Annotated in this window: 21 protein-coding genes; 3 read left to right on the top strand and 18 right to left on the bottom strand. The window is 68.2% G+C overall.

Going from position 1 to position 23,126, the window contains the following annotated elements:
* The first annotated feature begins 24 nt into the window (after nucleotides 1-24).
* Nucleotides 25-873 (top strand): aldo/keto reductase, encoded by an 849-nt coding sequence (locus FHR72_RS14020; protein ID WP_183468945.1) that lies wholly within the window; start codon nucleotides 25-27, stop codon nucleotides 871-873.
* 77 nt (nucleotides 874-950) lie between these two features.
* Here the strand turns inward: FHR72_RS14020 and FHR72_RS14015 are convergent, their stop codons facing one another.
* The 6 genes from FHR72_RS14015 to FHR72_RS13990 form a co-directional block, all read right to left on the bottom strand.
* Nucleotides 951-2,198, bottom strand: a complete 1,248-nt coding sequence (locus tag FHR72_RS14015; RefSeq protein ID WP_183468943.1) for a fatty acid desaturase family protein — start codon at nucleotides 2,196-2,198, stop codon at nucleotides 951-953.
* Nucleotides 2,199-2,266: 68 nt separating this feature from the next.
* Nucleotides 2,267-3,409, bottom strand: coding sequence for a ferredoxin reductase (locus tag FHR72_RS14010; protein WP_183468941.1), 1,143 nt, complete (start codon nucleotides 3,407-3,409; stop codon nucleotides 2,267-2,269).
* 95 nt (nucleotides 3,410-3,504) lie between these two features.
* Nucleotides 3,505-4,005, bottom strand: a complete 501-nt coding sequence (locus FHR72_RS14005; protein ID WP_396888443.1) for a DUF6912 family protein — start codon at nucleotides 4,003-4,005, stop codon at nucleotides 3,505-3,507.
* Nucleotides 4,006-4,023: 18 nt separating this feature from the next.
* Entirely contained in the window at nucleotides 4,024-4,854 is an 831-nt protein-coding gene (ppk2, locus tag FHR72_RS14000; protein ID WP_183468939.1) for a polyphosphate kinase 2, read from the bottom strand.
* Nucleotides 4,844-6,592 (bottom strand): BCCT family transporter, encoded by a 1,749-nt coding sequence (locus FHR72_RS13995; RefSeq protein ID WP_183468937.1) that lies wholly within the window; start codon nucleotides 6,590-6,592, stop codon nucleotides 4,844-4,846. The genes ppk2 and FHR72_RS13995 overlap by 11 nt, the downstream gene beginning before the upstream one ends.
* Nucleotides 6,593-6,650: 58 nt before the next feature.
* On the bottom strand, nucleotides 6,651-8,060 hold the full coding sequence (locus FHR72_RS13990) for a WS/DGAT/MGAT family O-acyltransferase (RefSeq protein WP_183468935.1): 1,410 nt from the start codon (nucleotides 8,058-8,060) through the stop codon (nucleotides 6,651-6,653).
* A 166-nt stretch (nucleotides 8,061-8,226) separates the two neighbouring features.
* On the opposite strand from FHR72_RS13990, the gene FHR72_RS13985 reads away from it, so the two are divergent.
* Complete coding sequence (locus FHR72_RS13985) at nucleotides 8,227-8,751, top strand: Rv3235 family protein (protein WP_183468933.1); 525 nt, start codon at nucleotides 8,227-8,229, stop codon at nucleotides 8,749-8,751.
* On the opposite strand, the gene secA is transcribed toward FHR72_RS13985, so the two are convergent.
* From secA to FHR72_RS13935, 10 genes are all read right to left on the bottom strand, one after another.
* Nucleotides 8,752-11,550 carry a preprotein translocase subunit SecA gene (gene secA / locus FHR72_RS13980; RefSeq protein ID WP_183468931.1) on the bottom strand — a complete coding sequence of 933 codons (2,799 nt, stop codon included), beginning with the start codon at nucleotides 11,548-11,550 and terminating at the stop codon, nucleotides 8,752-8,754.
* Nucleotides 11,551-11,717: 167 nt separating this feature from the next.
* A complete protein-coding gene (gene hpf, locus FHR72_RS13975) occupies nucleotides 11,718-12,410 on the bottom strand; it encodes a ribosome hibernation-promoting factor, HPF/YfiA family (protein WP_183468929.1) in 693 nt (230 codons plus the stop codon).
* Nucleotides 12,411-12,698: 288 nt separating this feature from the next.
* The gene (locus FHR72_RS13970) at nucleotides 12,699-13,325 is read right to left on the bottom strand and encodes a ComF family protein (protein WP_183468927.1); all 627 of its coding nucleotides are present in this window, start codon (nucleotides 13,323-13,325) and stop codon (nucleotides 12,699-12,701) included.
* 65 nt (nucleotides 13,326-13,390) lie between these two features.
* On the bottom strand, nucleotides 13,391-13,834 hold the full coding sequence (locus tag FHR72_RS13965) for a QcrA and Rieske domain-containing protein (protein WP_183468925.1): 444 nt from the start codon (nucleotides 13,832-13,834) through the stop codon (nucleotides 13,391-13,393).
* Nucleotides 13,835-13,889: 55 nt separating this feature from the next.
* Nucleotides 13,890-15,647 (bottom strand): MtrAB system accessory lipoprotein LpqB, encoded by a 1,758-nt coding sequence (gene lpqB / locus FHR72_RS13960; RefSeq protein WP_183468923.1) that lies wholly within the window; start codon nucleotides 15,645-15,647, stop codon nucleotides 13,890-13,892.
* A complete protein-coding gene (mtrB, locus tag FHR72_RS13955; protein WP_183468921.1) occupies nucleotides 15,644-17,290 on the bottom strand; it encodes an MtrAB system histidine kinase MtrB in 1,647 nt (548 codons plus the stop codon). Before mtrB ends, lpqB begins: the two co-directional genes overlap by 4 nt.
* Nucleotides 17,287-17,430 carry a hypothetical protein gene (locus tag FHR72_RS13950; RefSeq protein WP_183468919.1) on the bottom strand — a complete coding sequence of 48 codons (144 nt, stop codon included), beginning with the start codon at nucleotides 17,428-17,430 and terminating at the stop codon, nucleotides 17,287-17,289. Before FHR72_RS13950 ends, mtrB begins: the two co-directional genes overlap by 4 nt.
* Nucleotides 17,427-18,113, bottom strand: a complete 687-nt coding sequence (gene mtrA, locus FHR72_RS13945; RefSeq protein ID WP_024448556.1) for a two-component system response regulator MtrA — start codon at nucleotides 18,111-18,113, stop codon at nucleotides 17,427-17,429. Before mtrA ends, FHR72_RS13950 begins: the two co-directional genes overlap by 4 nt.
* Nucleotides 18,114-18,209: 96 nt before the next feature.
* Nucleotides 18,210-18,833 carry a hypothetical protein gene (locus tag FHR72_RS13940; protein WP_183468917.1) on the bottom strand — a complete coding sequence of 208 codons (624 nt, stop codon included), beginning with the start codon at nucleotides 18,831-18,833 and terminating at the stop codon, nucleotides 18,210-18,212.
* 130 nt (nucleotides 18,834-18,963) lie between these two features.
* Nucleotides 18,964-19,596 carry a dTMP kinase gene (locus FHR72_RS13935; RefSeq protein WP_183468915.1) on the bottom strand — a complete coding sequence of 211 codons (633 nt, stop codon included), beginning with the start codon at nucleotides 19,594-19,596 and terminating at the stop codon, nucleotides 18,964-18,966.
* Nucleotides 19,597-19,695: 99 nt separating this feature from the next.
* Between FHR72_RS13935 and FHR72_RS13930 the strand changes: the two genes are divergently transcribed.
* On the top strand, nucleotides 19,696-22,197 hold the full coding sequence (locus FHR72_RS13930; RefSeq protein WP_260156029.1) for an alpha/beta hydrolase fold domain-containing protein: 2,502 nt from the start codon (nucleotides 19,696-19,698) through the stop codon (nucleotides 22,195-22,197).
* On the opposite strand, the gene FHR72_RS13925 is transcribed toward FHR72_RS13930, so the two are convergent.
* Complete coding sequence (locus FHR72_RS13925; protein ID WP_183468913.1) at nucleotides 22,194-22,631, bottom strand: hypothetical protein; 438 nt, start codon at nucleotides 22,629-22,631, stop codon at nucleotides 22,194-22,196. The two genes, FHR72_RS13930 and FHR72_RS13925, sit on opposite strands and share 4 nt — an antisense overlap.
* A complete protein-coding gene (locus FHR72_RS13920) occupies nucleotides 22,628-23,125 on the bottom strand; it encodes a hypothetical protein (protein WP_183468911.1) in 498 nt (165 codons plus the stop codon). The genes FHR72_RS13925 and FHR72_RS13920 overlap by 4 nt, the downstream gene beginning before the upstream one ends.
* Nucleotide 23,126 lies beyond the last annotated feature (1 nt).

Genomic DNA, 23,126 nt, shown 5'->3' with positions numbered 1-23,126 from the left:
ACGCTGGCGGCGAAGGAGGATCGTATGACTGAAGTACCGACTATCGAATTGAACGACGGCGCCCGGATCCCGCAGCTCGGTTTCGGGGTGTTCCAGATCGAGCCCGACGAGACCGCCGGAGCGGTGAAACAGGCGCTCGAGATCGGCTACCGGCACATCGACACCGCGGAGATGTACCAGAACGAGAAGGGTGTGGGCCAGGGCGTCCGCGATTCGGGTATCGATCGCGGCGAGGTGTTCATCACCAGCAAGCTCAACAACGGATTCCACAACCCCGACGATGCCCGGCGCGCGTTCGACGAGACGCTCAACGCGCTCGGCTTCGATTACGTCGACCTGTTCCTGATCCACTGGCCGCTGCCGACCCTGTATGACGGCGACTACGTCTCGACCTGGAAGACGCTGGAGGAGTTCAAGAAAGACGGCCGCGCCCGCAGTATCGGGGTGTCCAATTTCCAGGTCGCGCACCTGGAGCGGCTCGCCGAGGAGACCGGAACGGTGCCCGCGGTCAACCAGATCGAGGTGCACCCGTACTTCGCCAACGACGAGGTCCGCGCCTACGGCAAAGAGCACGGCATCGCGACCGAGGCGTGGTCTCCGATCGCCCAGGGCAAGGTGCTCGACGACCCCGTGGTGACCCGCATCGCCGAGTCGTCCGGCAAGTCGCCGGCCCAGGTCGTGCTGCGGTGGCACATCCAGCGCGGCGACATCGTCTTCCCGAAATCGGTGACGCTGCAGCGCATCAAGGACAACTTCGCGTTGTTCGACTTCGAGCTGGGCACCGAGGACTTCGACGCGATCTCGGGTCTGGACAAGGGCGAGGACGGTCGCATCGGTCCGAACCCGGACACCTTCGACTACATCCCCGATTGATGCAGCCGGGCTGAGCCACAACGAAACTCGCCCGCATCCCTGACGGGGATGCGGGCGAGTTCTCTATCTGGATGGTGTCAGGCCGCGATCTTGGTGGCAGCCTTCTGGGCGAGCTTGGCACGACGGCGCGTCCGCACCGCGGCGATGGCCGACTTAAGGCCCCGCCGCTCGGCCGGGTCCAGCTCGTCGAACATCCGCTCGCTGCGGGTCTCCGGTGCGTCGTCGCGGGTGTCGGTCAGGAACCGGTCCGGCAGCGACAGTTTCGCAATCGTGCGCCACGACTTGCCGTACTGCACCAGGAACTGGCCGGTGGTGTAGGGCAGGTCGTACTTGTCGCAGATCTCCCGCACCCGCAGCGAGATCTCGTAGAGCCGGTTGCTCGGCAGATCCGGGTACAGGTGGTGCTCGATCTGGTGGCACAGGTTGCCGCTCATGAAGCGCAGCACCGGACCGTTCTCGAAGTTCGCGCTGCCGAGCATCTGGCGCAGATACCACTCGCCGCGGGTCTCCCCGACCATGTCGGTCTTGGTGAACTTCTCCGCGCCGTCCGGGAAGTGACCGCAGAAGATCACCGCATTGGCCCACACGTTGCGAATGATGTTGGCGACGACGTTGGCCTTCAGGGTCGATCTGAACGTCGCGCCGGGCGACAGCGAGGTCAGGACCGGGTAGGCGACATAGTCCTTGGCGACCTGGTGGCCCGCCTTGACGCCGAACTCGCGGATGCGGTTCAGCGTGGCTTTGCGGTCGTCACGACCCTTGAAGATCTTGCCCAGCTCCAGATGCTGCAGTCCGACGCCCCATTCGAAGCCGGCGGCCAGCATCGTGTTGAAGAACAGGTTGAGCACGTTCATCGGCTTCCAGCGCTGATCGCGCGTCACGCGGATCAGGCCGTAGCCCACATCGTCGTCCATGCCGAGGATGTTCGTGTACTTGTGATGCATGAAGTTGTGGGTGAAGCGCCAATGCTTGGAGGCCCCACTCATGTCCCATTCCCAGGACGAGGAGTGGATCTCGGGATCGTTCATCCAATCCCACTGGCCGTGCATGACGTTGTGGCCGATCTCCATGTTCTCGATGATCTTGGCCACGCCCAGGGTCGTGGTGCCCGCCCACCAGAATTTCCGGTTGGAGCTACCCGCCAGCATCAGCCGGCCGGCGACCTCCAGGGCGCGCTGAAACGCGATGGTGCGGCGGATGTAGCGCGAGTCGCGCTCGCCGCGGGAGTCCTCGATGTCCTGGCGGATCGCATCGAGCTCGCGTGCCAGTCCCTCGATGTCCGCGTCGGTCAGATGCGCGAACTCAGGTACGTCGGTAATCGCCATGATTCAGCCTCCTCTCTCTACCTACGCTACCGTAACCTACGAAGCCGTAGGTTACTACCCAGTAAAGGCTAGACGTCGAGCACACAATCGCCGGAAGCCGCCGATACACACGTCTGCACGCGACTGCCGGGCTCGTGCTCGGCACCGGTGCGCAGATCACGGACATGCCCGTCCAGCAGCCCCACTACACATGACTGACAGATCCCCATGCGGCAGCCGAAGGGCATTCTGACGCCGACGTCCTCGCCCGCATCCATCAGCGACGTCGCACCGTCGACCTCGGCGGTCCGGTCCGACCGCGCGAAGGTCACCGTGCCGCCACTGCCGTGCCCGGCGGCCCGGGACACCGCGAAGCGTTCCAGGTGCAGGCGCTCGGTGATCCCGGCGTCCTTCCATGTCCGCTCGGCGGCTTCCAGCATCGCCTCCGGCCCGCAGGCCCAGGTCTGGCGCCCGCGCCAGTCCGGGACGACGTCGTCGAGCCGGGCCAGGTCCAGGCGGCCGTCGGTGCGGGTGGCGCGCAACTGGGGGCGGTAGCCCTTGTGCCGGTAGGCCAGCTGGGATAGTTCGTCGGCGAACATCACGTCGGCCTCGGTCGGCGCCGAATGCAGGTGGACGATGTCGCCGATCTGATCGCGCCGGGCCAGCGTCCGGAGCATGGACATGACGGGGGTGATCCCCGAACCGGCCGTGATGAACAGCACCGATGCCGGCGCGGGGTCGGGCATGACGAAGTTGCCCTGGGGGGCGGCCAACCTGACGATGGTCCCGGGCTCCACGCCACCGACGAGGTGTGTCGACAGGAAGCCTTCCGGCATCGCCTTGACCGTGATGGTGATCGTGCGCGAACCCTTGCTGGTGACGGGGCTGCTGGTCAGCGAGTAGGAACGCCAGCGCCAGCGGCCCTCGACGAGCAGCCCGATGCCGATGTACTGCCCGGCTTCGTAGTCGAACGAGAAACCCCACCCCGGTTTGATGACGAGGGTCGCGGAGTCTTCTGTCTCCCGCCGGACCTCGACGACGCGGCCGCGCAGCTCGCGCGCCGACCACAGCGGGTTGGCGAGCTTGAGGTAGTCGTCGGGCAGCAGCGGCGTGGTGATGCGCCCGGCGATGGTGCGCAGCAGGTGCCAGCCCGGCCGTTCCCTGGCGCCGGCGACGGTGGGGCGCACAGTGTCGGCGACCTTCGCGGTCGTCTTGATTGTGGTCTTCGCCATGACGGCTCCTGCCCGGATCGCGCTTGTCGAGGAGCACCCCGAACGCGGCGGGACGCTTACCTACGGTTCCGTAACTTACGGTAGCGTACCCAGTCCTACAGCAGGTCAAGCAGGAACGGAAGCTCCTGTGGCGCGTACCACGCGAGGTCGTGGTCCTGAGCGTCGCCCACAGTGAGCTCGGCGTCCTCGTCTCCCAGATCCGCGGCGTCGATCACCTCCACGGCGGCCTTCACCGCCGTCTCGGCGGCGGCGTTGTCGACGTACGCCGCGATCACCCGCGGCATCGTCACCTCCCCCGACAGCCGAACCACGGCGTCGTCGAGGTCGGGCCGCAGACGCACCTCCGAATCGGTGTCGGCCTCGATGACGACCCGCCGCAGCGGCAGGCTGCCGGCGTCCTCCTGGCCGAGGAGCCGCAGCGACGCCAGCGCAGCTTCGCGCAGTGCCACGTCGGCGAGTTCGTCGTCGTCCCCTTCGGCGTAGGCCTCGCGCAGCGTCGGCGTCACCGCGAACGCGGTCCCGTTGATCGGACGCAGCGATCCGTCGGCGACCATCTGCGCCAGCATGGCCAGGGTTGCGGGAACGTAGACGCGCACGACGCGAGCGTAACCGGCCTACTCTCTGTCGCCCGTCAACGTCGCGACGTGATCGTCGACATAGGTGGCCAGCTCCCGGGGTGGGCGCTGGTAGTCACCGCTGCGGACGGGCCGCCGCGGCAGCTTCACCTTCGGATGGTCGACGTCGAAGTAGTCGATGGTCGAGAGCAGGTGGCTGATCATGTTGAGCCGGGCGTGCTTCTTGATGTCGGACTCGACGATGTACCACGGGCTCAACGGGGTGTCGGTGTGCACCATCATCTGGTCCTTGGCGCGCGAGTAGTCCTCCCAGCGGTACACCGACTCCAGATCCATCGGGGAGAGCTTCCACCGCCGCACCGGGTCGTCGAGGCGGGATTTGAACCGCCGCAGCTGCTCGTCCTCGGACACCGAGAACCAGTACTTGCGCAGGATCACGCCGTCCTCGATGAGCATCTGCTCGAAGATCGGGGTCTGCCGCAGGAACAGCGCATGTTCTGCCGGCGTGCAGAACCCCATGACCTTCTCGACGCCTGCCCGGTTGTACCAGGACCGGTCGAACAGGACGATCTCGCCCATGGCGGGCAGGTGGGCGATGTAGCGCTGGAAATACCACTGCCCGCGTTCACGATCCGACGGTGCGGGCAATGCGGCGATCCGGGCGACGCGGGCGCTGAGGTACTCGGTGATGCGTTTGATCGTGCCGCCCTTGCCCGCGGCGTCGCGACCCTCGAACACGATGACGACGCGGGCGCCGGTCGTGCGGACCCACTCCTGCAGCTTCACCAATTCCGTTTGGAGACGGAACAGTTCGGCCTCGTAGACGTCGCCGGGGATCTTGCCCTTCTTGGGCGCCTTCTTAGCAGCCACTCGACTTCGAACCGTCCCCGCAGTTGGGGTCCTTCTCCACCGAGATGATGAAGTCGTCGCCGTGCTGGGTGACCCCGGAGATCACCGCGCTGTTGACGGCCTCGGCGGCGTATTCGCGACGCACCACCTTGGGATCGTGGCGCAGGTCCTTGACCAGCGCCACGGAGAGACCGACCATCACCAGAAGGAAGGGCAGGGCGGCGATGATCGTGATGGTCTGCAGACCGGTCAGCGCGTCCTCTCCGCCGACCAGCAGCATCACCGCGGCCACGGCGCCGGTGGCCACACCCCAGAACACGACGGTGCTGCGGCTGGGGTGGATCGTGCCCCTCTGCGACAGCGAACCCATCACGATCGACGCGGCGTCGGCGCCGGAGACGAAGAAGATCGCGACGAGGACCATGACGACGATGCTCGCGATCGTCGCGATCGGGTACTGGTCGAGCAGTGTGAACAGCTGCTGCTCGACGCCGCCCTCACCGGCGAGGTCGGTGCCGCCCTGCTGCACGTTGATCGCCGCGCCGCCGAAGATGGCGAACCAGACCAGCGAGACGACGCTGGGAACCAACAGCACGCCGCCCACGAACTGACGGATGGTGCGGCCGCGCGAGATCCGCGCGATGAACATGCCGACGAACGGCGTCCACGACACCCACCACGCCCAGTAGAAGATCGTCCAGGACTGCAGCCACGCGTTGACGTCGGCGCCCTCGGCGCCGGTGCGTGCCGACATCATGTTCAGGTCGGCGAAGTAGCTACCCAGCGACGTCGGCAGCAGGTTGAGGATGAACACGGTCGGACCCACGACGAACACGAACATGGCCAGCAGCAGGGCCAGCACCATGTTGATGTTGGAGAGCCACTGGATGCCGCGGGCGATCCCCGACACCGCCGAGAGCACGAAGCACACGGTCAGCACCGCGATGATGACGACGAGGATCGCGTTGCCGGTCTCGCCGATGCCGGCGACGATCTGCAGGCCACTGCGGATCTGGAGTGCGCCCAAGCCCAGGGAGGCCGCCGAACCGAACAGCGTGGCGAAGATCGCCAGCATGTCGATGACCTTGCCCCACGGCCCGTTGGCGCGTGATCCGAGCAGCGGCTCGAACGCGGCGCTGATCAGCTGCAGGCGGCCCTTGCGGTAGACGCCGTAGGCGATGGCCAGACCGACGACGGCGTAGATCGCCCACGGGTGCAGGGTCCAGTGGAAGAGCGTGGTCGCCATCGCATTCTGGACGGCCTCGGCGTTGCCTTCCGGCCCGGTGCCCGGGGGCGGGGTGGCGAAGTGCGACAGCGGTTCGGCGACGCCGAAGAACATCAGACCGATGCCCATGCCCGCGCTGAACATCATCGCGACCCAGGAGACGCCGTTGAACTCGGGCTTCTCGTCGTCGCGGCCGAGCGGGATGGTGCCGTACCGGCCCAGCGCCAGGTAGAGGACGAACACGACGAAGCCGGTGCTGGTGAGCGCGAACAACCAGCCGGTGTTGTCCATCACCCAGGTGAGCGCCGAACTCGACGCGTTGGCCAGCGATTCGGTGCTCAGGAATCCCCAGGTGAGGAACGCCAAGGCGATGACCGCGGTGACACCGAAGACGACCCAGTCCATTCCCCGGGACCGATTGAACTCGTCGTCGACCAGCGGAACGTCCAGGACCGGGTGCGAGACGGGCTCGGCGGTCGTCCCCGCGGCGGCGGGGACGGCAGCGGCCGTGCGTTCGTCTTCAAATGTCGACATTCGAACCATTCGACTCTGATGACGTTGCTGCGTCAATTCCTGCCGCGCTACGAAACCGTCACCGTGCGGCTTCCACCAGTTCATCAAGGGCTTCCCGCAGCAGGCTGGGCAGCATCTCGACGTCGCTCATCGCGTCGCGGTCGGCGTTGATCCCGAAATACAGCATGCCGTTGTAGGAGGTCACCCCGATGGCCAGCGTCTGGTTGTGCAGGAGCGGCGGCACGGCGTAGGTCTCCAGCAGTTTGGTGCCCGCGACGTACATCTGGTTCTGGGCGCCGGGCACGTTGGTGACCAGCAGATTGAACTGCCGGGCCGAGAAACTGGTGGCCACCCGGATGCCCATGGCGTGCAACGTGGGCGGCGCGAACCCCGACAGCGTGACGATGGTGCGGGCGTCGACCAGTGTGGACGCGGTGGGGTGCGACTCCGTGGCGTGGGCGATCTGTGACAGGCGGATCACGGGATTGGCTTCTCCCACAGGCAAATCCACCAGGAACGGCGTCACCTCGCGGATGGCCTGGCCGGGGCTCGACGAATCGATCTCGGCGTCGGGATAGACCGACATCGGCGCCATCGCCCGCACGGTCGTCGTCGCGGTCACCGGCTCCCCGCGTGAGAGCAGCCAGTTGCGCAGCGCGCCGGCCACCATCGCCAGCACCACGTCGTTGACGTCGCAGTCGTAGCGGGCGCGCACGATGCGGAACTCGTCGAGGCTGCCCGTGGCGACGGAGAAGCGCCGGTTGCGCGACACCGTGGTGTTCAGCGGGCTGTTGGGAGCGGTTCCGCGGGCCACGGTGCGGGCCACGTCGGCGACACGGCGACCGAGATCGAGCAGGTGGCCGGTACTGGTCACGGTCTCGGCCACGGCGTTGCGGGCGGCGGCGATCTGCGCGGTCGGTCGCGTGATCCACTCGCCGACGGCACCGATCAGCAGTTGCCGATCACTGGGTTCACGCCCGGGGATCCAGATGTCCTCGCCGAACTCCGGCGGCTTCTGCGTCCGGTCGGCGATCACATGACCGATCTCGAGGGCCGTCATGCCGTTGACCAGCGCCTGATGTGACTTGGTGTAGATGGCGACCCGGTTCTTCGCCAGCCCCTCGACGAGGTACATCTCCCACAGGGGCCGCGACTTGTCCAGGGGCCGGGAACCCAGCCGCGCGATCAGGTCGTGCAGCTGGGCGTCGGTGCCCGGAGACGGCAGGGCCGAACGCCGGATGTGGTAGGTGATGTCGAAGTCCCGGTCGTCGATCCAGACCGGGCGCGCCAGGCCGAAGGAGACCTCCCGGACCTTCTGCCGGTACCGCGGAATCTGCGGCAGGCGCCGCTCGACAGTGGCCAGCAATGTCTCGTAGCTGAGGCCGTTGCGCGGCTTGCGCAGGATCTGCAGGGACCCGACGTACATCGGGGTGGACGAGTTCTCCAGGCGGTAGAAGGACGCATCGGACGCCGACAACCTGGTCACCATGTGCGGCGCAGCCTCCCTTGATCCCTCAACAAAAGTCAGACCCTGTCACGTTATCCGCAGTTTCTGATCTTCCGCATAACGGGTGCTCTCCAGGGTCTGAGGTGCGTGCGATCATGGTGGGGCTGCGACTCTCCAGCAGCGGCCCGCCGAACGCTGGAGATCCGTCATGCCCTCATCCCCCATTCCCGCCGCGCCCGCGACGAGTGCCGCGTGGACGACGTCGCCGGTCATCGACTACGAACCGGCCCCGCAGCCACTGTCACCACGGTCGTGCCCGGCGCCGTCCGGTCCTGCGCTGCATCGCGCGGCGCGTCCGTCCTCGGGGGCGGGACGACGCCACCGACCGCCGGGCCACGAGGTCGCACCGCCACGCGCTGCGGTCGTGTTCGCCGAGACCGCCCTGCGCCGGGTGTTCGAGGTGATCGACCGCCGCCGGCCGCTCGCCCAGTTGCGGCCGCTGATGACACCGCTGCTGATCGACTGCGTGGTCGCCCGTGCGAGCGCGCCACGCACCGGCAGCGCCACGCTGCGCCGGGTCCGTGTCCGTTCCATCGACCCCGGCGACACCGACGAGGTGACCGCCGCGGAGGTGTTCGCGTCGTTCACCCGCAGCGGGCGGGTGCACGCCGTCGCCGGCCGGATCGAACGCGACCGCGACTCCTGGCGGCTGGTGGCCCTGCAGATCGGGTGATCAGCGCCGCTTGGCGTGCTTGCCGGCCTTCTGCTGCTGACGCGCCGCCTCGCGGCGTTCCTTGCGGGTGCCGCCGCCGGTCGGCGCCGCGCCGCCCTCGCGCTTCACCTCGACCGACCCGTCCTCGGACGGCCCTGAGTAGGTGAGCGGCTGAGCCCGGTCGTCGATCCCCTTGGCGCGCACGGCCGGCGGACGCTCCTTGGTCGCCACCGCACCGCCCTGCTGCGCGGCGGCCGCGGCGAACTCGGCGAGCCCCGAAGGGGTGGCCTGCGCGGACACCGCGGGGGCCGGAGCACGTTCGACCTGCACGTTGAACAGGAACCCGACCGACTCCTCCTTCATGCCGTCGAGCATGCCGACGAACATGTCGTAGCCTTCGCGGGCGTACTCGACCTCCGGACGCTGCTGGGCCAGCCCACGCAGCCCGATGCCCTCGCGCAGGTAATCCATCTCGTAGAGGTGCTCGCGCCACTTGCGGTCGAGCACGTTGAGCAGCACGTTGCGTTCCAGCTGGCGCATCGCGCCCTCGCCGGCGATCTCCTCGATCTCGGCTTCGCGCGCGGCGTACGCGCGCTTGGCGTCGGCGATCAGCGCGTCGAGCAGTTCGGCGCGGGTCAGCTCCCCCGGCTCGCCGACGGCGTCGCTGTCGATGAGGTCGTGGTGGTCGATGCCGACCGGGTAGAGCTGCTTGAGCCCTTCCCACAGCTTCTCCAGGTCCCAGTCCTCGGAGTACCCCTCGGCGGTGGCGCCGTCGACGTAGGCGGTGACGACGTCGACCAGCATCTTCTCGGCCTGCTCGGCGAGGTTCTCGCCTTCGAGGATGCGGCGGCGCTCGGCGTAGATGACCTTGCGCTGCTGGTTCATCACCTCGTCGTACTTCAGGACTTCCTTGCGGATGTCGAAGTTCTGCTGCTCGACCTGGGTCTGGGCGCTCTTGATCGCCCGCGAGACCATCTTCGCCTCGATGGGCACGTCGTCGGGCAGGTTCAGCCGCGTCAGCAGCGTCTCCAGCGTCGCGCCGTTGAAGCGGCGCATCAGCTCGTCGGCCAGCGACAGGTAGAAGCGGGACTCACCGGGATCGCCCTGGCGTCCCGAGCGGCCGCGCAGCTGGTTGTCGATACGCCGCGACTCGTGGCGCTCGGTGCCGAGCACGTAGAGCCCGCCGGCGGCGATCACGTCCTTGGCCTCCGCGGAGACCTGCTCCTTGACGTGCGCGAGCTCCTCGTGCCAGCCCTGCTCGTACTCGTCGGCGGTCTCGATGGGGTCCAGGCCGCGCTGGCGCAGTCGGCGGTCCAGCAGGTAGTCGACGTTGCCGCCGAGCACGATGTCGGTACCGCGACCGGCCATGTTGGTCGCGACGGTGATCGCGCCGAGGCGACCGGCCTCGGCGATGATCCCGGCCTCCTGCTCGTGATACTTGGCGTTGAGCACGTTGTGCGGGATACGGCGCTTCTCGAACTGGCGCGACAGGAACTCCGAGCGCTCCACGCTCGTCGTGCCGATCAGCACCGGCTGGCCCTTCTCATAGCGCTCGGAGACGTCGTCGACGACCGCGATGAACTTGGCTTCCTCGGTCTTGTAGATGAGGTCGGACTGGTCGGTGCGGATCATCGGCCGGTTCGTCGGGATCGGCACGACGCCCAGCTTGTAGATCTCGTGCAGCTCCGCCGCCTCGGTCTCGGCGGTACCGGTCATGCCGGCGAGCTTGTCGTAGAGGCGGAAGTAGTTCTGCAGCGTGATCGTGGCGACCGTCTGGTTCTCGGCCTTGATCTCGACGTGCTCCTTGGCCTCGATCGCCTGGTGCAGCCCCTCGTTGTAGCGGCGGCCGATCAGCACGCGGCCGGTGAAGTCGTCGACGATCAGCACCTCGCCGTTGCGGACGATGTAGTGCTTGTCGCGCTCGAAGAGCTCCTTGGCCTTGATGGAGTTGTTCAGGTAGCTGATCAGCGGGGAGTTCGCGGCCTCGTAGAGGTTCTCGATGCCCAGCTGGTCTTCGACGAACTCGACGCCGATCTCGTTGATGCCGACGACCCGCTTCTTGATGTCGACCTCGTAGTGGACGTCCTTCTCCATCAGCGGCGCCAGGCGCGCGAACTCGGTGTACCAGTTCGAGCCGCCGTCGGCGGGGCCGGAGATGATCAGCGGGGTGCGGGCCTCGTCGATGAGGATCGAGTCGACCTCGTCGACGATGGCGAAGTTGTGGCCGCGCTGCACACAGTCTTCGAGCCGCAGCGCCATGTTGTCGCGCAAGTAGTCGAAGCCGAACTCGTTGTTGGTGCCGTAGGTGATGTCGGCGGCGTAGGCGGCACGGCGCTGGTCCGGGGTGAGCTGGGACAGGATGACGCCCACCTCCAGCCCCAGGAAGCGGTGCACGCGGCCCATCTGCTCGGCGTCGCGCTTGGCGAGGTAGTCGTTGACCGTGACGATGTGCATGCCCTTGCCGGACAGCGCGTTGAGGTAGGCGGGCAGCACCGCAGTCAGGGTCTTGCCCTCACCGGTCTTCATCTCCGCGACGTTGCCGAAGTGCAGCGCGGCGCCGCCCATGACCTGCACGTCGAAGTGCTTCTGGTTAAGCACGCGCCACGCCGCCTCGCGGGCGACGGCGAACGCCTCGGGCATCAGGTCGTCGAGGTCCTCTTTGCCGTTCTCCAACCGGCCGCGGAACTCCTCGGTCTTGGCGCGGAGCTCGGCGTCGGAGAGCTTCTCCATGTCGTCGGACAGGGTGTTGACATAGTCAGCCACCCCCTTGAGGCGCTTGACCATGCGGCCTTCACCGATACGGAGCAACTTCGACAGCACGCTGATAACCCTTTTTCTCGTCTGTTCTCGTCGGATGCGGCATCGCAAGAGACGGGACCCATCGTAGGCGACGCGCCGAAATCCCTGGTTGCGCGTGACGGTCGTGCCGCCTTGCCGACAAAAATCCCCCGGGCGCACTGCCCGGGGGATTTTTCGGTGCGATCGGCTCAGGCGAGCTTGATCAGCCCGTAGTCATAGGCGTGGCGCCGGTAGACGACACACGGGCGATCGCTCTCCTTGTCATGGAAGAGGAAGAAGTCGTGGCCCACCAGCTCCATCTCGTAGAGGGCGTCGTCGACGGTCATGGGGGTGGCCGGGTGCTCCTTGGTGCGCACGATGCGGCCGGGTTCGTGCTCGTCGACGGGTTCGGTCTGCTGGCCGGGCGCCGCGGCGTCGCCGGCCGGGAGCGCGAACCCGCTCTCCAGGTGGTCCAGGGCGGTCGCCTCGTGCAGCGACACCGGTGTCTTGTCGCCGTAGTGGATCTTGCGGCGGTCCTTGCTCTTGCGCAGGCGGGCCTCGAGTTTGCTCACCGCGGCTTCGAAGGCGCCGTAGAAGCTGTCGGCGCACGCCTCGCCGCGCACCACGGGTCCGCGGCCTCTGGCGGTGATCTCGACGTGCTGGCAATTCTTGCGCTGGCGACGGTTCTTCTCATGGTCGAGTTCGACGTCGAACAGGTAGATCGAGCGGTCGAAACGTTCGAGTCGGGAGAGTTTCTCGGCGACGTAGGTCCGGAAATGCTCAGGAACTTCGACGTTGCGGCCCTTGACCACGACCTCGGCGTTGGGAAGGTCGGACGATTCGCTCGTAGGGTCGGAGTCCATCAGCATCGTGCTGTCGGATTTCACGGAATGACTTGTCATACTTGGCAACTCGATTCTCTCGCGTACGCACGTTCACACGTGCCGGCCGGGAAGAAATCGCGCCGACGGGGCATATCTGGTCGCGCCGCTCGCCGGTGCAAGGTGTCGACTGATCACCTCCTACCGCGTAGCGCGATATCGGCGCCCGCATCCGCAGCGCCGCCGTGAAATGTTCACGGATGATTGGTGCCGACGGTAGTCGCTGTTCATCTGCCGTGCCACTAATTCAGCCCACCTGTTTTCAGTTCTTCACGCGTGATTGATCTGGGGGTAACGGATCCGCGGCGCTCACGCGTTCGCCAGCGCGAGCACCGCGACCACCTCGGCACCGGCGGTTTGCAGGACGCGGACCGACTCCGTGGCGGTGGCGCCCGTGGTGACGACGTCGTCGACCACCACGACGGGTCCTGCGACGGCGGCGCCGAGACGGACCCGCCCGGCGACGTTGCGTTGCCGGGCGGCGCTGGACAGCCCGACGGAGTCCCGGGTGAACGCCGAGAGGCGCAGGACGGGGGCCACCGCGATCGGGGTTCCCTGTGTGGCGGACCGGGCGATGCGGGTCACCGGGTCACCGCCGCGGCGGCGGGCGGCCGACCGGCGGGTGGGGGCCGGCACGAGGGTGAAGGGCGCGTCCAGCACGCCCCAGGTCAGCAGGTGATCGAGCGCGGTCTGCAGGGCGGTCGCGAGCGGGCGAACCAGATCGGCGCGGCCGTGCTCCTTGAGCGCGACGATCGCCTTGCGGCGCGCACCGGCAAAGCGCCCCAGCGACAGCACCGGCACGCCGGGATCAACCCGGGGCGTGACGAGGTGTGGTTCGTCCGGCCTGACCGCGAGCTCCCGCTCGCACGCCGCGCACCATGCCGTCGCCGACGCGTCGCAGCCACCGCACTGCAGCGGGAGGACGAGATCGAGCACGCCGCCAGTCTGCGGGCACCCTCCGACACGGGCCGCCCCCGCGGATCAGCTGCGGGGCGTCGCAACTACCCCGCGACGATCGAGTCGCCCTGCACCTGCACCGCCACCGGCTCGAGCGGCCGCTTCGCCGGGCCGTTGACGACGTCGCCGTCGAGGCTGAACCTGCTGCCGTGGCAGGGACAGTTGATGGTGCCGTCGGCGACCTCGTTGAGCAGGCACCCGCTGTGTGTGCACACGGCGGAGAAGCCTTTGAACTGCCCGGCTTCGGGCTGGGTCAGCACGACCTCGCCGACGATGACCCCGGACCCGACCGGCACCTCCGCCGTCGTCGCCAGCGCGTCGCCGCCCGGAGGTGCCGACGACGGGGCATCCGATGGGGCCTGCGGCTCCCCCGCTTCCGACGCGTTGCCGCCGGAGTCCGAACCACCCGAGCAGGCCGCCACCGCGATCGCCGCCAGGCCGGCACCCGCGCCGGCCAGGACTGCTTTCCGAGACACCTCCACAGACATTGCGCACCTCTTCCTGACTGGCCGACGGAGGGCTGTTCCGGCGGCACGTTCTGCGTCAGCCGGGCAGCACCGGGACCGCTCCGGCCGCCATCAGTGCCCGCACTTCGGCCCAGGCCGGGTCCTCGGCAGCCGAGCCGGACAGCTGCAGCACCCCCCGGCCATCGGCGACGTAGACCGCCGACGGGTTGGCCGCGACCGTCTTGACCGGCATCAGGAGATTGCGGCTCGGCCCGTCGGAGTTGACGCCGTCGAGGTTGACGTAGGACACCGGATGCTGCGGATCGGTCCGGGTGACGACGATGTCGTCGCCGGTCCGCCAGGACAGCGACACGGCCGTCTCGCCGAGCCCGTACCCGAGCCGGCGCGGATAGGTCAGCGCGAAGCCGCCGTTCGGGGTCTGCTCGATCCCGGCGAGGATCACCTTGCCGTCGATCACCATCGCCGCGCGGGTGCCGTCGCGGGAGAGCTGGAGGTCGGCGATCCCGCCGGGGAACCGCGTCAGCACCGCGGCCGCGTCGACGGGGATGCGGGCGGGCTGCCCGGAGGCGTCCTGGATGACGCGCACGACGTTGTTGCCGTCCACGACGACCCAGATCGCGTCGTCGAGCGACCAGCTCGGCCGGCTCAAGCTGCGGCCGTCCATCGTCTGAGAGGCGTTGCCGCCCAACGGACCCACCCACAGCGACGAGGTCATGTCCGGTGCGCCGGGCCGCAGCATGACGACGGACGCGACCTCCTGGCCCGACCGCGACAGCGAGGCCGCCACCTGGTTGGGCATCTGGCCGAAGGGTCCTGCGACGCGGGGTGCGCGCTGGCCGTCGAGCCGCACCAGCGACCCGCCGACCAGGGCGTGCAGGCCCGCGGCGGCACCGTCGAGGGCCCCGGGGTCTGTGGCGGCGACGTCTCCGGTGTCCCATCCCTCGGCGAACCGGTCGTCGAGCGCGGCGCCGTCGGCGTTGATCACGTAGGGGCCGTTGATCCCCGAGCGGGACAGCGTCCAGATGAGTTGCGCGGCAAGCAGTTGCCTGCTGTGCGGATCGGTCGTCGACAGGTTCTCCAGGTCGATGCGGGCACCGCCGTAGCCGCGACCGATCCCGGTCTTCCCGCCGTCGGCGCGGGTGACGGGCCCCCGCAGACGCAGCGGCGGGCCGAGCAGATTGCGCACCGTCTTGTCCATCTCGGGCCGCGGCCCGGCGACGAGCTTGCTCACCAGTTCGGTGGCCACCTGGTCGGGTTCGGACACCGCCACGTAGCGCGGATCCGGGACGACGGTCTTACCCGTCGGGTCGGCGAAGTACAGCGTGTGCCGCTTGTAGGTGGCCTGGAACTGCTGCCAGTCCAGGAACACCCCGTTGGGCAGCTTGTCGATACGCCAGCCGCCCGAGGTCTTGACCAGTTCGATGGGGCCGGGGTCGGGCAGCGCTCCAGCACCCGTCTCGAACACACCCATGTCCGACAGCGACCCGAGGATGTCGGCGCGCATGGTCACCGCGACCCGTTCGGGTGACCGGGTCTCGACGAAGACGACGTTGTCGATCAGCAGCGCGCTGCCCGCGTCATCCCAACTGCTGGAGGCGGATTCGGTGAGGAACTGCCGGGCGGCCAGATGCCGGTTCGCGGGATCGGCGGTGGCCTTGAGGAATTCACGCAGCAGGACATCCGGGTCCATCGCGGGCGTCGGCTTCGGCAGGCTCGGAGGCGGCGGCCGGTCGACGGTCCCGATCGCCTGGGGCGACGACGAACTCGGAACCCCCGCACAGCCGGCCAGGACCAGCGCCAGCACCGAGACCAGCGCGGCCAGAACGCGCGTCACACGCTTTCCCCTGCCGGCTCGCGCACGCGGCGGCTCGGCGCACCCGCCGAGCGCTCGATCGGTTTGACCGGCAGCGGGCTGCTGGTGACCTTGTGCCCGCGCACCAGCGGGAGGGTCAGCCGGAAACACGCACCCTTGCCCGGTTCGCCCCAGGCCTCCAGCCGCCCCTGGTGCAGCCGGGCGTCTTCGATGCTGATCGCCAGGCCGAGACCGGTTCCGCCGGAACGCCGCACACGCGACGGGTCGGCACGCCAGAACCGGCTGAAGACGAGCTTCTCCTCACCGGGCCGCAGGCCGACGCCGTAGTCGCGCACCGTGACCGCGACGGTGTCGACGTCGGCGGCCATCCTGATGCGCACCGGCTTGTGCTCGGCGTGGTCGATCGCGTTGGCGATGAGGTTGCGCAGGATCCGTTCCACGCGGCGCGGGTCCACCTCGGCGATGATCTCCTCGGCCGGCACGTCGACGATCATCTCGACGCTGGCGGCGTCGGCGAGGTGGCCGACGTTGTCCAGTGCGCTCTGCACGATGGAGCGCAGATCGACGGCTTCGACGGCCAGCTCGGCGACGCCGGCGTCGTGGCGTGAGATCTCCAGCAGGTCGTTGAGCAGCGACTCGAACCGGTCGAGTTCGTTGACCATCAGCTCGGTCGAGCGGCGCAGGGCCGGGTCGAGGTCCTCGGCGTGGTCGTGGATCAGGTCGGCAGCCATGCGCACGGTCGTCAACGGTGTCCGCAGTTCGTGGCTGACGTCGGAGGTGAAGCGGCGCTGCAGGTTTCCGAACTCTTCGAGCTGGGTGATCTGGCGGTGCAGGCTCTCGGCCATGTCGTTGAACGACACCGCCAGCCGCGCCATGTCGTCTTCGCCGCGCACCGGCATGCGTTCGGTGAGGTGCCCTTCGGCGAAACGTTCGGCGATCCGCGAGGCCGACCGCACCGGCAGCACGATCTGGCGGGCCACCAGCAACGCGATGGCGGCGAGCAGACCGAGCAGCACGATGCCGCCGGTGGCCATCGTGCCGCGCACCAGCGCGATCGTGGAGTCCTCGTTGTTCAGCGGGAAGATCAGGTAGAGCTCGAGGTTGGTGACCGGTGACGAGGTCGGGCTGCCGATGACCAGGGCCGGCCCGGAGAAGCCGTCGGTGTGGACGGTCGCGTACTGGTAGCTGACCTGTCCGGCTTTGACGAAGTCGCGCAACGTGTTCGGGACCTGGTCGATCGGACCGGCCGCGGTGGCCGCCCGGGGCCCGTCACCCGGAACGACGAGCACCGCGTCGAACGTCCCGGCCAGCCCCGGCCCGGAATCGGCCTTGCGATCGATGAGGGTGTTGCGGGCCAGCTGGAGGCTGCTGTCGAGGGAGCGGGTCTCCTCGCCGCCGACGATGCCGCTGACCGTGGTGCGGGCGCGTTCGATCTCCTCGGTGGCCGCACCGACCTTGACCTCAAGGATGCGGTCGGTGATCTGGCTGGTCAGCACGAAGCCGAGAACCATGATGACGGTCAGCGACAGCCCCAGCGTCAGCGTGACGACACGCAGTTGCAGAGAGCGCCGCCACGCCAGGCTCAGCGCCCGGCCCAGCACACCCAGACCGCGGATCAGCGGGGCCGACCGACGGTGGATGCGCCGCCTGGAGCCGAAGATCATGGGCGTGGTGCCGCGATCACGGCGTCGGCGGGCAGGCCGATCACCGTGTCGGCGGGCAGGCCGATCACCGTGTCGGCGGGCAGGCCGATCACCGTGTCGGCGGGCGGGCCGATCACGGCGTCGGCGAGCCGACCAATCACGGAGGTCCGGCCTTGTATCCCACTCCTCGAACGGTCAGCACCACCTGCGGATTCTCCGGGTCCTTCTCGACCTTGGCGCGCAGCCGCTGCACATGCACGTTCACCAAACGAGTGTCGGCGGGGTGGCGATATCCCCACACCTGTTCGAGCAGCACATCACGAGTAAACACCTGGCGCGGTTTGCGTGCCAGCGCCACCAGAAGGTCGAACTCCAGCGGCGTGAGGGAGATCTGTTCACCCTGCCGGGTGACCTTGTGCGCGGGGACGTCGATGTCGACGTCGGCGATGGAGAGCAGCTCTGCCGGTTCGTCCTCGTTGCGGCGCAGCCGGGCACGCACCCGGGCCACCAGCTCCTTGGGCTTGAACGGCTTCATCACGTAGTCGTCGGCGCCGGATTCCAGGCCGAGCACCACGTCGACGGTGTCGGTCTTTGCGGTCAGCATGACGATCGGGACGCCGGAATCGGCGCGCAGCACGCGGCAGACGTCGATGCCGTTCATGCCGGGCAGCATGAGGTCCAGCAGCACCAGGTCTGGTCGCAGTTCGCGCACGGCGGTCAGCGCCTGGGTGCCGTCACCGATGACCGCGGTGTCGAACCCTTCCCCCCGCAGCACGATGGTGAGCATCTCGGCGAGCGAAGGGTCGTCGTCGACTACCAGGATCCTTTGCCTCATGGTGTCCATGGTGTCACCAGATGGCGATAAAGCTCTGTTACCACGCGGGGTGTTTTGCGAGTTGAGCGGCCTCACGTGTGGCCGAGCCGCATCGCGCCCGCGCGGCTAGGTCAGCGGGGCGGCCTCGATGATGTCGCGCTGTTCGGTGATCGACTGCAGGACCTCGTAACCGATCTGCCGGACGCTGGCGATGACCGGGTTCGCACACAGCGGCTTGTCGGGCCCCGGGCCCGCCGCCACGACCCACCCCAGCGACGGGCTGTGCTCCAGCGCGTCGTGGGCGGCTTCGGCCTCGGGGTCGTGCGCCTCGGCGAGGGCGAGCACAAGTTGCTTGCGCGAGTACTCCGCACCGTCGGCGTCCTTGACGACGGGGTTCGTCCACCAGTGGTCGAACGGGATCCGCGAGCCGCTGAAGATCTGGTCGCCGCTGCGGGTGCGGATCGGCACCGGCGGGTACATCGCGAGCTTCGGCACGAACTCACCCGAACCGCGATGGCGGCTGCGGATCCGCATCAGCGTCAGGCCCGCCGTCGAGCACGGGACCTTCGGGTTGGGCACACCGGCAGTGTCGACCCAGGTCAGCGCATCGTGCAGGCCGAGCCTGTCGATCAGCGCCTCCGACCGGTCCGAATGGTGCAGCAGCGTGCACAGATGACCTGCCAGCGACTTGGCCTCCATGTACCGGCCCTGATCGAAACGTTCACTCGCCGACCTGATCGCAATCAGCATGTCGTCCAAGGTCCGTAACGGCGCCGCCGGCGTACGAGTCGATGCGAGCAACGATTCCCCCTCATATGACCAGCCGCCGAAGCGGCCTCCCCGAGGCGGAGCATATCTGCAGAGGTGTCGATTCGCTCGGCTACGGCGCTTTCAGTCGGTCCGCGAGCTCGGCGGCGTCCACCTCCGGCGGGACGACGACCCACGGGCCACCCCACTGTGACGCCGCCAGCTCGCCGTACACCGCACCGGTGCGCCGCTGCAGCCCATCGTCGCGTTCGTAGGCGTCGCGGGCCCGGTCCGCTTTTTCGGCCGCCCGGTTGACCGCACGCTGGGCGGCCAGCTCCGTGGGGACGTCGAGAAGGATCTGCCACTCGGGGTGCGGCAGCTGCAGCCGTCCGTACTCGAGGTCGCGCACCCAGCAGACCACCTCGCCGTCGACTCCCTGGTGCAGCCGCGCGGCGCTGTAGGCGGCGTTGGATGCGACGTAGCGGTCCAGGATCACCACGGAGTACTCCGATGTCAGCCGCGCGATCTCATCCCGCGCCCCGGCCCGGTCCATCGCGAACAGCACCGCCATGGCATAGACCGAGTCCGCGAGGTCGCCGTGCTTGCCGTGCAGCGCCTCGGCGGCGACGTCGGCATGGACCGAAGCGCCGTAGCGCGGAAAGGCCAGCGTCGTCACCGAGCGTCCGTCCGCTTCGAACGACCGACGCAGACCGTCGGTCAGCGTCCGCTTGCCTGCGCCGTCCACACCTTCGATGACGATGAGCACCGGGCGAGCCTAATCCAGTGCCCGGTCGGTCGAGGCAGGCAAACGTTGACTGCCGCAGGGCCGCGCCTCATAGTTCTACAAGAGCGGGGAGGCACAACAATGAGCAAAGGCGCGAATTTCGCTGTCGCGGCGGGGGTCGGCGCGGCGGTGTTCATGGGATTCGGCTGCGGGGTGGCCTCGGCAGACGACACCGGCGCCGACTCGTCAGAACAGCGCGACGCGGGTCCCTCCGCCGAGGAGAGCGACGCCGGCGATGAGCAGACGCCGCCCCGGGCTGAACCGGAGAACGCCGGAGACCGGGACGACGCGGACGCGGGCGAGGAAGACGCCGACGTCGCTGCAGTCGCCGAGGACGTTGACGAGGAAGTCGTCGACGATGCCCTGAACAACGACGCCCGCAACGACGTCGCATACGCCGAGGCGGACTTCGACGGCTCAGAGCAGGACGCGGACGACGACGACACCACGACGGTGGTCGACGTCGCCGACGAGATTTCCGCGGTGTCCCGCGACGAAGAACCCGACCAGGCAACCGCACCCGTCGCGGCGGCGCAGCTGCTCTCGGCCACCGCCGGGTCGCGGCGCGACCTCGACATGCACGTCGACGTCGACGTCGAAACCACCGTCACGACGGGCGCCCTCGCAGCGGCGACGAACGAGGTCGTCTACACCGAGCCGCCCACGTTCTTCGATCAGCTGGTCGTGGCCAGTCTGCGCGTCATGCGCGGCATCTCCAGCTTCATCAGATTCGACCTGTACGGCCTCATCGGGAAGGTCCTCGAGAGCGAGAGACCACCGTGGTTCGTCAAACCCGGACTCGACGTTCGCGGAACGGATTTCGAGGTATCCGACGGCAGCGTCTGGAGGGTCTGGGAAATTCACCCGCCGAACCCGACCGGCAAGACCGTCATCGCCGTCCACGGCGGCGGCTTCATCGTCGAACCGCTCATCACGCACTGGCTCGACTACGCCGACATGGCGCGCGACACGGGTGCGACCGTGATCGTGCCCATGTACCCGCTCGGAACGACGGAAGCGGGGACGGCGGTCACGGTCGTGCCGGCGATGGCGGAGTTCTTCTCGGCGCAGATCGACGAACACGGCGCCGAGAACGTCAGCATCTACGCCGACTCGGCCGGCCCGTCGCTGGCCCTGGCGGCCGTCCGCGAACTCGTCCTCGCCGGCAAGCCGTTGCCCGCCAACATGGTGCTGCTGTCGTTCACCCCCGACGGCTCCCTGTCGAACCCGGACATCTACGACATCGACGACCCGATCATCGATGTCGACAACCTCGACTTCTATACCCGCGAAAACCATTGGGGTGACGGCCTCGATCCCCGCGACCCGCTGCTGAGCCCGCTGTTCTTCGAGGACGAGGTGTTCGCCGCGCTTCCGCCGACGACGGTCTATGTCGGCGAGCTCGAATACGCGCTTCCGGACACGCTGCTGCTGCACGACAAATGGACGGCCGCGGGCGGTGTGGTCTCGACCGTCGTAGGCCGCGGGCAGTTCCACGATTGGGCGCTGGGCGGGCTGGCGGTCAATTCGGCGGCCCCGAAGGTCCGTCCGGACATCTACCGTCAGCTCGGGCTCAACGATGTCGCGGCCGGGCCCGTCACGATCACCACCGAATCACCCTCCTACAGCGACCAATTGGTGGTCGGCATCCTGCGAACGCTGCGCTGGCTCAACGAGACCACCGGCATTAAACTCCTCAGCGGTCTCGCCGGGGCGTCGATCCTCGCCGATCCCCCACCGCTGTTCACGCTGGGCCTCGATGTCACGGAGCGCTCGTATAACGGGTGGAAGGTGTGGGAGATCGCGTCGCCGACCCCGTCGGGCGAAGTGGTCGTCGCACTGCACGGCGGCGGGTTCGAGTCCGAGGCCAATATCCTGCACTGGACCGACTACGCGCAGATGGCCCGCGACACCGGGGCCACGGTGCTGGTGCCGATCTATCCCCTCGCGCCACCCAAGAGCACGGGCACTGCCGAGACGCTCGTGCCGCCGATGGCCGACTACCTGGCGATGCTGATCGCCGAGCACGGAGTCGACAACGTCAGTCTGTACGGCGACTCGGCCGGCGGTTCCTACGCGGTGCTGGCGGTGCAGGAGATGTTGCGCCGCTGCAGGATCGACGTCACCTGCGTGCCCTCGCAGGCTCAGCCGTCGCGCATGGTGCTGGTTTCCCCCGCGTTGCACCTGACCCTGAAGGGCCCGGAGGTCGACGCCATCGACGATCCGATCCTGCCGCGGCACGCGCCCGGGGAAGGCCCGCGGTGGAACGGGAACTGGAGTATGGACGACCCACGGGTCAATCCGATCGCGGGCGAGGACCTGACCGGACTGCCCCCCACGACGGTGTACATCGGCACGCTGGAGAAGCTGTATCCGGGCGCGATCGCGTTCCGCGACAAGCTCTTGTCGCAGGATCCCACCGCCGATCTGACGGTCGTCATCGGCGACGGCCAGATGCACGGCTGGGCGCTGGGCGGCATCGTCGTCAACTCCCAGGCGCAGGTGTGGCGCCCGAATGTGTACCGGCAGTTGGGCCTGTTGCCCACCGACTCGAGGCGGTACGTGACGCTGGCCGTCGCCTAATCGTCGAAGGCGTTGAGCACGAGCTGATTTCGCGCGGCGTCCAGATAAGCGCCGGCCGTCCACCCGTGCGCGCTCATCGCCGCATCGAGCGCCGGTCCGGTGAGGAACGGGCCGTCGGACACCTCCGGGCGTAACGCCTCCGCCACGCTCGGCGTCCTCCCCTGGGCGGTGGGGTCGAGGCCTGTCAGCGTCGCGGTGGTCTGCGGGTTCAGAGTGAGAACGGCGTCGATCCAATAGGTGGTGGGCCCGGGCACCGCTGCGTCCTCTGAGTGCCATGTCACCCACCGGGCCGAGACGGGCGTGCCGATGGCCGGGAAGCGCGTGGTCAGCGGCGCACTGTCCGTACGGATTTCGTGGAAGGGCGAATCGACTGGATCGGGCGTGCAGCCGGCGACCGCCACCGCCACCATGAGCGCCGACCAGGCGCGCGTCACTTGGCGGGACCGGCCACGCTGGACTGGAGGACGACGGTGTTGACCGGAGGGTCGAGGAAGACCCGGGTGCTCCTGCGGGGCCCGCCGAAGAAGATGTTGAGCTCCACTCCGGTGAGGAAGGGCCCGGGCGGCAGCTCGGGTTCGAGAACCTTCTGCACCGCGGGGCGATGTCCGAGGTCTTCGGCGTCGTAGCGCTCCACGAGGCCCACCATCGTCTCGGGCGCCACCTGGACGACGGCGTCGGTCCACGACAGGGCGAGCCGCGTCGGCTCGGGGGTGTCGCTGTTGTCCCAGCTGATCCAGGACGCCGACGCCGGCGTTCCGAGTGCGGGGAACGTGGTGGCGAGCTCGTCGGTGTCGTGACGGATCTGCGGGGCAGGCCTGGTGGCGGTGACCTCGGACTGGTTGTCCATGTCGTCGGAAACCGGCTGGCCCTGACATGCCGTCAGGGCCAGCGCGAGTCCGAGAGTCACCGCTGTGCGCAGGTGTGCCACG

It is taken from the genome of Mycolicibacterium iranicum, assembly GCF_014190915.1.
Taxonomy (GTDB): Bacteria; Actinomycetota; Actinomycetes; order Mycobacteriales; family Mycobacteriaceae; genus Mycobacterium; species Mycobacterium iranicum_B.
Note: the sequence above shows the minus strand (reverse complement) of the source record. Positions and strands in the feature narration are given on the sequence as shown.